The organism is Polaromonas sp. P3_C2 (assembly GCF_056402675.1).
The window spans coordinates 1-3,108 of sequence record NZ_JBFUGX010000497.1 but is presented as its reverse complement, the minus strand read 5'-3'; the positions used below and the strand labels follow the sequence as shown (position 1 = coordinate 3,108).

At 60.3% G+C, this 3,108-nt stretch carries 4 protein-coding genes and 1 pseudogene; all 5 read left to right on the top strand.

Going from position 1 to position 3,108, the window contains the following annotated elements; genetic code table 11:
• Positions 1 to 478 (top strand): hypothetical protein (locus tag AC1DWI_RS17835; protein ID WP_477725342.1); only part of this gene is annotated, 478 nt, incomplete at its 5' end.
• Positions 475 to 1,428, top strand: coding sequence for a Gfo/Idh/MocA family oxidoreductase (locus AC1DWI_RS17830; protein WP_477668509.1), 954 nt, complete (start codon positions 475 to 477; stop codon positions 1,426 to 1,428). The genes AC1DWI_RS17835 and AC1DWI_RS17830, both read left to right, overlap by 4 nt.
• Positions 1,429 to 1,445: 17 nt before the next feature.
• A complete protein-coding gene (locus AC1DWI_RS17825; protein WP_477725341.1) occupies positions 1,446 to 2,414 on the top strand; it encodes a Gfo/Idh/MocA family oxidoreductase in 969 nt (322 codons plus the stop codon).
• Positions 2,415 to 2,418: 4 nt separating this feature from the next.
• Positions 2,419 to 2,982 (top strand): D-glycero-alpha-D-manno-heptose-1,7-bisphosphate 7-phosphatase, encoded by a 564-nt coding sequence (locus AC1DWI_RS17820; protein ID WP_477725340.1) that lies wholly within the window; start codon positions 2,419 to 2,421, stop codon positions 2,980 to 2,982.
• Positions 2,975 to 3,108, top strand: a pseudogene (locus tag AC1DWI_RS17815) (glucose-1-phosphate cytidylyltransferase); the annotation flags it as partial. The gene AC1DWI_RS17820 and the pseudogene AC1DWI_RS17815, both read left to right, overlap by 8 nt.

The following is a 3,108-nucleotide window of genomic DNA, read 5'->3' as shown; positions in this document are numbered from 1 at the left end:
CTTCAATCGCGGTCTGTCGTTTCGCGACTGGTGGTCGTCTGCTCAATTTGAGACGGAGCACGAGCGGTTTTTCGCGATACTCACCCGTGAGCTCAAAAGCGCCATTACCGTTGACGACGCGCGCGCGCGTGCCGTAGTGCGCGAGGCGGTCGAGACATTTATCAGGCATCTCGATGATCTCGACCGTGATACCAGGCAGGCGCTGACAGGTCCAGGCGCGGTATTGAATACCTTCCGCAAGAGCACCGCTGCTATCGCCAAACGGCTGCTGCCGCGCAGATGGCTGGAGTACCTCAAGTCAGCCATGTTCGGTGCTGTCCCGGCACCGACGCCCGGCAACTATGGCCAATTGCAAGATCTGCAAAAACTTACTCCTCCCGTTGAATTTCTGATTGATGACCGGTTGATCGCCGAACTGTCGGCCATGGAGAATTTGATCAGCGGTTTCTACCGGGCAAGAAAAGGGCACGTAGCATGACCCACAGCGTCCTCATCTCCGGTGCAGGCCAACTCGGCTCGCGCTACCTGCAAGGCCTTGTGAACTGTGCCAGCCCGCTTTGCATTCACGTTCAAGACGTCGATCCGGTGTCGCTCGCGAGAGCGCAACAACGCTGGGACGAGGTCGCGAAAGCGAACAGCCCGCATCAGGTCCAGTTGCATACCTCGCTCGCAACGATGCCGGCAGCCATCGACGTCGCGATTGTTGCAACTACCGCACGCTGGCGACCTGAGGTGGTGCGAGAAATTGCCGCGCGGACGACGGTAGGCGCCTGGATCCTCGAAAAGGTGCTGGCACAGAGTGAGACAGGGCTCGACGAGATTGAGCATCACGTTGGCCACGCCAGAGCCTGGGTGAACACGCCGCGAAGAATGCTCGACTGGCATCAACAGATCAAAGCGCAGCTAACGCCCGGTAAACCAATGCATCTGAAGGTCAGTGGAGGTGCATGGGGACTGGCCTGCAACTCAATCCACTTTCTGGACATGTTCGCCTGGTGGACCGGTGAAACGCCCACAACATTTGATACCAGTGAACTCGCACCTGGCTGGATCGAATCCAAGCGCCCCGGCAACTGGGAGGTCATGGGCACGCTTAAAGTCGACTTCTCGGGCGGATCAACTGCGACCCTGGAAGCCGGCGACGGAGATGTCTTCTACCGCTTTGAACTCGATGACGGCATACACCGCTGGGCCATCGACGAAGCGGCCGGCACCGCAAAACGATCCGACGGACTCGATTTGCCGGGGCGCCTCCCCTTCCAGAGCGAAGTAAGCGGCGCACTCATCGAGTCGATTCTTGTCGGCAACGATTGCGCGTTGCCGACTTTGGAGCAGTCGCTCGAGATCCATCGTCCTTATATTCGAGCCCTGCTTGATCATTGGTGCGTCGCCGTCAATGCCGAAGCCGGCGCTGTCCCCATCACCTGAAACCGAGGAACATAGACGTGAACATCTGGTTGATCGGCGCGGGGCCGCATGCCCGCGAATACGCCAAAGTCTTGCAACATCTGGGCCTGGACTTCGAGGTGATCGGGCGTGGCGAATCATCTGCACTGGCCTTTGAGGCCGCCACCGGCCACGCCGTACGGCGTGGCGGCTTGGTGCAAGCGCTCGCTGAGTCAGGAGCGCCAGCACGAGCGATCGTGGCAGCGAGTTTCGAGGAGCTTGCGCCGGTTGCACTCCATTTACTGGAGGCCGGCACCCGGCGCATCCTGCTTGAAAAGCCCGGTGGCCTGAATCTGGCTGAACTCGGCGCRGTCGCGGYGGCAGCCGAGCAGCACCAGGCCAATGTGCTGATCGCTTACAGCCGGCGCTTCTACGCCGCGACCCGGCAGGCACGAAAAATGATTGAGGAAGACGGCGGCGCACTCAGTTGCAGCTTCGAATTTACCGAATGGGCTCACACGATCGTACCGATGCCCCTACCCGATTCGGTCAAGCAGTCCTGGGTCATCGCCAACTCGTCGCACGTGCCCGACCTTGCGTTCCATCTCTGCGGCTTCCCGAAGGACTGGAAAAGCTGGCGTGCTGGCGCGCTTGACTGGCATTCGGCTGCCGCGCGGTTTTGCGGCGCCGGCGTAACCGAACGCGGTGTGCTATTTAGCTATCACGCTGACTGGGAAGCTCCTGGCCGCTGGGCCGTAGAGGTGCTGACCCGCAAGCGCAGGCTTATCTTCAAACCAATGGAACAGTTGCAGGTCACCCACCTGGCATCAGTCAAAGTCGAACCCGTCGTCATCGATGATGTAATCGACAAAGAGTTCAAGCCGGGATTGCATGCTGAGACCCGCGCTTTCATTGAAGGCGACGACACGCTGTTCTGCACGATCACCGAGCAGCTTGAACACGGCGCTATCTACAGCGAGATGGCCGGTTACACAGCGACGCCCGAGACAGGCAGCAAGGCGGCCTGAAAAGATGACCTCGCAACTGATCGTTTTCGACAGGGACGGCACCCTGATAAGGCATGTGCCTTATCTCTGCGATCCGGCGCAGGTGGTCTTGTTGCCGGGCGTGCGCGAGGGCTTGACGCGGCTACGGGCCGCCGGTCACCTATTGTTTTTGCACACCAATCAGTCGGGGGTCGGTCGCGGCTATTTCCCGTTGGAGATGGCGGTTCGCTGCAACAACGAAATGCTGCGTCAGCTCGACCTCGGTCCGGCGCCGTTCGAAGAGATTTGCATCTGCCCGGAAGTGCCCGAGGCGCCCGCACTGTATCGCAAGCCATCACCCRGGTTCGGCCTCGAACTGCTCTCGAGATATTCGAAACAGGCCGCCGATATCTGCTATATCGGCGACAACCTGAGCGATCTCATGACGGCTGCCAACCTCGGCTGCCGCGGCATTGGCGTAAACACCGGCGTGCACAACCTGCACCAAGAGCTCGCGGCTCGTTCACTTGAGGCACATTTCGAGGTATGCGACAACTTCGGCGAGGCCGTTGACATGCTGTTGGCCTGGAGCAGTGAACATCATGGCTGAACCTCGCCTGCTGGTGCTCGCAGGTGGCTTCGGCACGCGCCTGCGCAGTGCCGTCTCGGACGTCCCCAAACCGCTGGCACCGGTCGCAGGCGAGCCCTACCTCGGCTATCTGGTCGACAACTGGAT